Origin of the sequence: Pengzhenrongella sp., from assembly GCF_036565025.1 — a bacterium.
Classification (GTDB): Bacteria; Actinomycetota; Actinomycetes; order Actinomycetales; family Cellulomonadaceae; genus Pengzhenrongella.
The window spans coordinates 21,017-27,204 of the sequence record NZ_DATCNW010000370.1; the positions used below are offsets into that span (position 1 = coordinate 21,017).

The 6,188-nt window shown below is 72.4% G+C and carries 4 protein-coding genes; 3 read left to right on the forward strand and 1 reads right to left on the reverse strand.

What is annotated here, in order from left to right; all coding sequences use genetic code 11:
• The first annotated feature begins 54 nt into the window (after positions 1-54).
• Entirely contained in the window at positions 55-3,594 is a 3,540-nt protein-coding gene (locus tag VIM26_RS21110; RefSeq protein WP_331954922.1) for a phosphodiester glycosidase family protein, read from the forward strand.
• Here the strand turns inward: VIM26_RS21110 and VIM26_RS21115 are convergent, their stop codons facing one another.
• Positions 3,595-4,146, reverse strand: coding sequence for a DUF1990 domain-containing protein (locus VIM26_RS21115; protein WP_331954924.1), 552 nt, complete (start codon positions 4,144-4,146; stop codon positions 3,595-3,597).
• Between the two features lie 371 nt (positions 4,147-4,517).
• Between VIM26_RS21115 and VIM26_RS21120 the strand changes: the two genes are divergently transcribed.
• Positions 4,518-5,003, forward strand: coding sequence for a cupin domain-containing protein (locus VIM26_RS21120; protein WP_331954926.1), 486 nt, complete (start codon positions 4,518-4,520; stop codon positions 5,001-5,003).
• A 609-nt stretch (positions 5,004-5,612) separates the two neighbouring features.
• Positions 5,613-6,080, forward strand: a complete 468-nt coding sequence (locus tag VIM26_RS21125) for an ice-binding family protein (protein ID WP_331954928.1) — start codon at positions 5,613-5,615, stop codon at positions 6,078-6,080.
• Positions 6,081-6,188 lie beyond the last annotated feature (108 nt).

Consider the following 6,188-nt stretch of genomic DNA (forward strand, 5'->3'; position numbering starts at 1 on the left):
TCCCGCGGCCCGAATCGCTCGGCAACAGTTTCGGTTACCCCTAGCCTGACCGTCATGACGCAGAGCGCGCGCCCTCCCCGCCCTCGGTCAACAAGAGTCAACCGGCGGGCACGTCCGCTCGGGGCGCTCGCCCTGCTCACCGCGGTCCTCGCCGCCGGCTTCGCCGCCCCGGCCGCCGTCGCGGTCCGCCCGACCGCCGCCTCCCCGATGCGTACGGTCAGCGCCACCGCCTCCGGCGACGACCCCGCTCGACGCCCCCCGCTCGGCCGCCGCGTCGGGGCCCAGCCCGACGACGGCGCCCTCGCCGCTCCCGCGGCGACGCCCGCGCCGCCGGACCAGCTGAACACCGCCCGCACGGTCCAGGCGATCGCGCCCGGCGTGCGGCTCACGACCGACCGCACCTACGACGCGGCGGGCTTCGTCGACTCCCTGCTGCTGACCACCGACCTCGCCGGACCGACCACGCCCCGGCTGCTCAGCTCCGCGGTCAGCGACCCGGTCCGGCCCACCGAGCTCGCCGACCGGGCGCACGCCGTCGCCGCCGTGAACGGCGACTTCTTCGCGCTCAACACCACCAACGCCCCGATCGGCCCGATGATCCAGGGCGGTGCGCTGCTCAAGGCGGACGCGACGCCGCAGACCGTCGTCGGGCTGGACGCCGCCGGGGCCGGCCAGATCGCCGACCTGCTGCTCGAGGGCGAGGCGACCGTCGACGGCCGGTCGAGGCCGCTGGCGGGCCTGAACGGCAACACGCTGCCGGCCGACTCCGTCGGGCTGTACACCCCGGCCTGGGGCCACGGCGACCGCCGGTTCGTCACCACGACCGGCGGCGGGGCGATCGAGATCGAGGTGCGCCGCGGCAAGGTCACCGCGGTCCGCCAGGGCGCCGGCGCGACCCCCGTCCCCGCGGACGGGCTGGTGCTGCTCGCGACGGGTGCGCCGGCGAAGGACCTCGCGGGCACGCCGCTCGGCACGCAGGTCAGCGCCGACTACCACGCCCGGTCCAACGCGCCGGGTCCGTACTCCCTCGCGCTCGGCGCGCACCTCGTGCTGCTCCGCGGCGGCCTGCGCCAGCCGATCGACGTCGGCGACGCGACGAACGCCGCGCTCAAGCCGCGGACCGCGATCGGCTGGACCGCCGACCGCCACCTGCTGCTCTACGTCGCGGACGGCAGCTCGAGCCGCTCCCGCGGGCTGACCGCCAGCGAGCTCGCGGACCGGATGGCCGACCTCGGCGCCACCGACGCCGTGATGCTCGACGGCGGCGGCTCCTCGCAGCTCGTCGCCCGCCGCCCCGGCGACGCGGTGGTCACCGTCACCAGCGCGCCCAGCGACGGCGCGCAGCGGGCCGTGCCCGACGCCGTCGGCCTGGTGCCGCCCGCCGGTTCGGGCACCCTGCGCGGCCTGGACGTGCGCACGAGCGTCGCGCGGGTCTTCCCGGGGCTGTCCCGGAGCGTCGCGGTCGCCGGCTACGACGAGACGTACGCGCCCGCGCCGTCGGGCCGGGTCCGCTTCAGCACCGTCCCCGGCGACCTGGCCCGACCCGATGCGACGGGGATCCTGCGCGGCGCGCACCCCGGATCCGGCGAGCTGGTCGCCCGCTCCGGGCGGATCCAGGCGCGCGTCCCGTTGCGCGTGCTCGGCCCGCTGGACCGGCTCGAGTCGGACGCACCCGCGCTGTCGTTCGCGTCCGGGGACTACCGGGACGTGACGATCACCGGGCGCGACGCCGAGGGGTTCAGCGCGCCGATCGAGCCGCGTGACCTGCGCATGGACTACGACCACGCGGTCGCGAGCGTCGAGGCGCGGCCGGACGGCACCCTGCGGGTCACCGGGCGGCCCGACGCCGACGGGACCGGCACCCTGCTGAGCGTCTCGGTGGCCGGCCACCAGCTGGTCATCCCGCTCACCGTCGGGCTCGACAGCGTCCCGATCGACTCCCTCGCGGACGCCGGGCGGTGGACGGCGCTCGCGGTGAAGGCGCAGGCGACCGTCGGATCGGTCGACACCAGCGACCGGCCGGGCGCGGCCCCCGGCGAGCGGGGCCTGCGCCTGTCCTACGACTTCCGGAACCAGCCGAACGGGAACTCGGCGGCGTACGCGGTCGCCGCCGCGCCGCTCACGCTGGCACCCGGGACGCAGCGGCTCGCGCTCTGGGTCAAGGGTGACGGCCACCAGCACTGGTTGCGGGCGATGATGTCGGCGCAGGGCGGTACGAACGTGCCGTTCACGTTCGCCCAGCAGGTCGACTGGACCGGCTGGCGGCGCATCGAGGGGCTGGTCCCGACCGGTTTCACCGCGCCGCTCGCGCTGAGGCGCCTCTACCTGGTCGAGACCGACCCGACCAGGCGCGACGCCGGCGAGCTCGACCTGGCGCTGCTCGATGCGCGCGTCGGGGTCCCGCTCGACGTGCCGGACGCGGGTGACCAGGCCGATCCCGCCGTTGCCGAGCAGGGCGGGCGGACCCCGAGCCGGCACGCGTGGAGGTTCGCGGTCATCTCCGACACGCACGTGAACGCCGACGGCGGCACCGGGTCGTACGCCTACACCCAGACAGCCCGGGCCCTGGACCAGATCGCGGCCGCACGCCCCGACTTCGTGCTGCTCTCGGGCGACGGCGTCGACAACGACCGCCCGGAGGACTTCGCGCTGTTCGGCCGGTTGCTCGCGGACCACCTGCCGGCCTCCATCCCGCTGCGCTGGGCGGTCGGGAATCACGAGTCCGGAGCCGTCGCCGGGGGCACCCTCGACCAGTTCGTCGCCTCGACCGGACGCCCCACGCGGCAGGTGTTCGACCACGCGGGCACCCGCTTCGTGCTGCTCAACAGCACGCTGGGCTCGCTGCGGCTCTCCGACTTCGCGCAGCTGGGCTGGCTGAAGCAGCAGCTCGCCGCCGCGGCCGACGACGACGCGATCACGAGCGTCGTCGTCGCCCTGCACCACCCGGTGCTCGACCCGACGGGCACCGGCGCCTCCCAGCTGTCCGACCCCAACGAGGCGGCCCTGCTCGAGCAGTGGCTGGCTGCGTTCCGGTCGGCGTCCGGCAAGCAGATCGCCCTGGTCAGCGGGCACGCGCACACCGCGCACGTGCGGCGCGCCGACGGCGTCGTCGAGCTCAATGCGCCGGTGGTCGGCAAGGTCCCGTACGGGGACGCCGGGCACGGCGGGTTCGCGGCCTGGTCGATGGTCACCCTGGACCCCGACGACGCCCGGGTCGACCCGGATCGCCCCGACGCGGGCGGCCCCGGCTGGTTCCAGGCGGACGTGCAGCCGCTGCTCAGCCGGGTCGAGCTCACCGCGCCGGACGCGCTGGCGGTCGGCGCGCGCGGCACGGTCGGCGCGGTGGGCATCGACGACGGCCAGCGCGGCCGGATCGTGCCGCTGCGCTACCCGGCGTCGGTCACCTGGTCCGGCTCGGGACTCGCCGTCGTGTTCGACGCCGACCGGCTCGCCGCCGCGCGCCGCGACCGGCGGAACGTCGCGGTGCTCGACCTGCGCACCGGGACGCTGACCGGGCTGCGCTCGGGCGTCGCCGAGGTGCACGTCAGGTCCGGATCGCTCGACGCCGACCGGCAGGTGCGGGTCACCAGCTGATCAACCCGGGGCAGCGGCGACCTCGCGGCGGAGAGCTCGGACGTAGCGATCGGTGACCACGCGCTGGACGAACCGGGTGACCGGTCCGCCGGCCCTGGCCAGGGCGGTGGCCGGCAGGGAGAACGCGGTGATCCTCAGCCGCACCACCCCGGACGCGTCGAGCTCGACGACGAACGCCTCCTCCCCGCTCTCGGGGTGCCCGGGCAGGGTTCCGTAGGCGAACCCGCGCCGGGTCGGTGCGTCGACCACGTACGCCACCCGGCAGGGCGCCACCACCGTCAGCGGTCCCCAGCCGAGCCCGAGCAGAGCGACCACGCCGACGTCGGCGGTCGGCGCGGACGCGGCGACCCGAAGCCCCGCCCCGCGGTGCATCCGCCACCCGATGATCGCCGCCCCAGCCCGCTCGAAGCACTCCGTCCCGCGCCCCACCTCCGCCACCCGCCGCACCTGGTGGTACCCACCCGGCAGCACCCCACCCGTGGCCCCCACCTCCGAGTACGTCCACGCCACCGCGCCCAACGCCCCCCACTCGCCCGCCGAAACTCGCCTCATCCCCCCGAGTCTGTACCCCTCCGCCGAGATAGAGCGTCCGCGCCGAGGTAGAGCGGTGCACGGCTCTACTTCGACGCTCGGGTACTACTTCGGCGGGAGATTTGGCGCCGGATATTAGCGCATGGGCGTGGTCTGTTGCAGATAATGACTCGCTCGGACCGGGTGAAACAATTGCCATAATTCACCCTTGACGGACAAGTCGGGCAACCGGCACGCTTGCCAACGGGCAGGAGGGACTTCCTCGACCGAGCGCCATCCGCGGTGTTTCCGCATTCGATCCCGACAATTCTCCTCACGTTCCGACCGGTCCGGCAATGACGCACGGTCGCGTGCCTGGGCCGCGCCCGAGCAATGAAACAGAGGAATGCGACATGAATCGAACGAAGAAGGTATTCGCCGCCTCGGCGATGGCCTTGATTGTCGGCGGGTTCGGCTTCGCCGCCGTCGCGCAGGCCGCGCCCGGTCAGGGGACCGTAGCGACGAACTCTTTCACCGGTGTTCTCGACGGGAGCGCGAGCGATTCGACGAAAGCGACGCAGGACGGCGTGACCCTCAAGACCACCGCGGAGACGAGTGTGACGACGTTCGATCTCACCTATCCGCCCGGGAGCTACTCCGGATGGCACTCGCATCCCGGAATTGTGATCGCGGTGGTCCGGTCCGGCTCCGTGGTCCGCCAGGTCGGCTGCACGTCGCAGACGTTCACCGCGGGTCAGTCCTTCACAGAGGTCGGCACGCACTACGTGAGCAACCCCGGCAACGTCGACGCGGTGCTCTCGATCACGCGCATCTACCCGACGAGCATGCCCACGAAGCGGTACGAGCAGGATGCCCCAACCTGCCCGCCGCGGTCCTGAGCCCGGCCGACTCCATCGCGAGGCCCTCGGCGATCTTCGGATCGCCGAGGGCCTCGTTCGTGCGTCCGGGTTGCGAGGTGTCCCGACAATCGACGCTTTGTCCCGAATTGACGTCTCTTCGTAGGTAATGCACGCAAACGAACCTAAGCGCATTCACCTACCCATTAGATAATGAGAGACACCTGATGTGCAGATCGCCCGAAGATGCCTGAATAGGCATCACTCATCCCTTGACAACCCATTACCAAGAGGTCTTTGATCGGCGTTAGACGTCAACAGGCGCTGGGGGTGCGAAGCTGCACCCGGCCGGGGGAAACAAGCGAGAGGAGAGGCGAACTGGGGAATCGCCACGAGCGTCGTGAGGCATGTCCGACGCCAGAATCTCGACACGCTGCGCCACGGCCGGACCCGAGCGCAATCGGTCGGCGCCCGCATGCCTATCGCGGGTTCACTAAAATGGGAATCAACAATGAACAGACTTGAACGTCCGTTCAAACGGGTAGCGCTGCTGGTCAGGCTCCTGGCGCCGTTCTCATTGCCGGTTGGGCTGGCATTCCCGGCGGAACCGCGGTCGGCCCCGCCGAAGCGGCCGACTCCGTCCAGACGCCCGTGAACCTCGGCACGGCCGGCACCTTCGCGATCTTGACGAAGACCGGCGTGACCGATGTCTATGCGTCGACGATCAACGGGAACGTCGGGGCCAGCCCGATCACCGGCGCCGCGATCGGCCTGAGCTGCCCGGAGGTGCAGACCGGCATCATCTACTCGGTCGACGCAGCCGGTCCCGTCTGCAAGGTCACCGACCCCACGTTGCTGACGACGGCGGACGGCGACCTGGAGACCGCCTACAACGACGCCGCCGCCACGAACGTGACCCTGGCCGGCGGCGCGCAGGCAAAGAACGTCTTCTGGCAGTCCGCGGGTGCCGTCTCGATCGGTACGACCGCGCACTTCGAGGGCACGATCCTGGCCAACACCATGATCGCGATGAACACCGGCGCCTCGACGAACGGGCGGCTGCTCGCTCAGACAGCCGCGACGCTCCAGCAGAACACAATCACCCTGCCCGCCCCCTAGCCGGGCAGGGAGCACGACCGCTGGGACCGGCCACACGGCCACCGCCGTCGACCCGGCCCCAGCATTCTCGAACCCCAGCAACGTCCGAGCGTTGACGTCCTATAGGAC

Bases quoted from the DNA above. Each gene is read 5' to 3' on its own strand.
- VIM26_RS21115 (WP_331954924.1), bottom strand. From the start codon at position 4,146: ATGAGGCGAGTTTCGGCGGGCGAGTGGGGGGCGTTGGGCGCGGTGGCG.
- VIM26_RS21110 (WP_331954922.1), top strand. From the start codon at position 55: ATGACGCAGAGCGCGCGCCCTCCCCGCCCTCGGTCAACAAGAGTCAAC.
- VIM26_RS21120 (WP_331954926.1), top strand. From the start codon at position 4,518: ATGAATCGAACGAAGAAGGTATTCGCCGCCTCGGCGATGGCCTTGATT.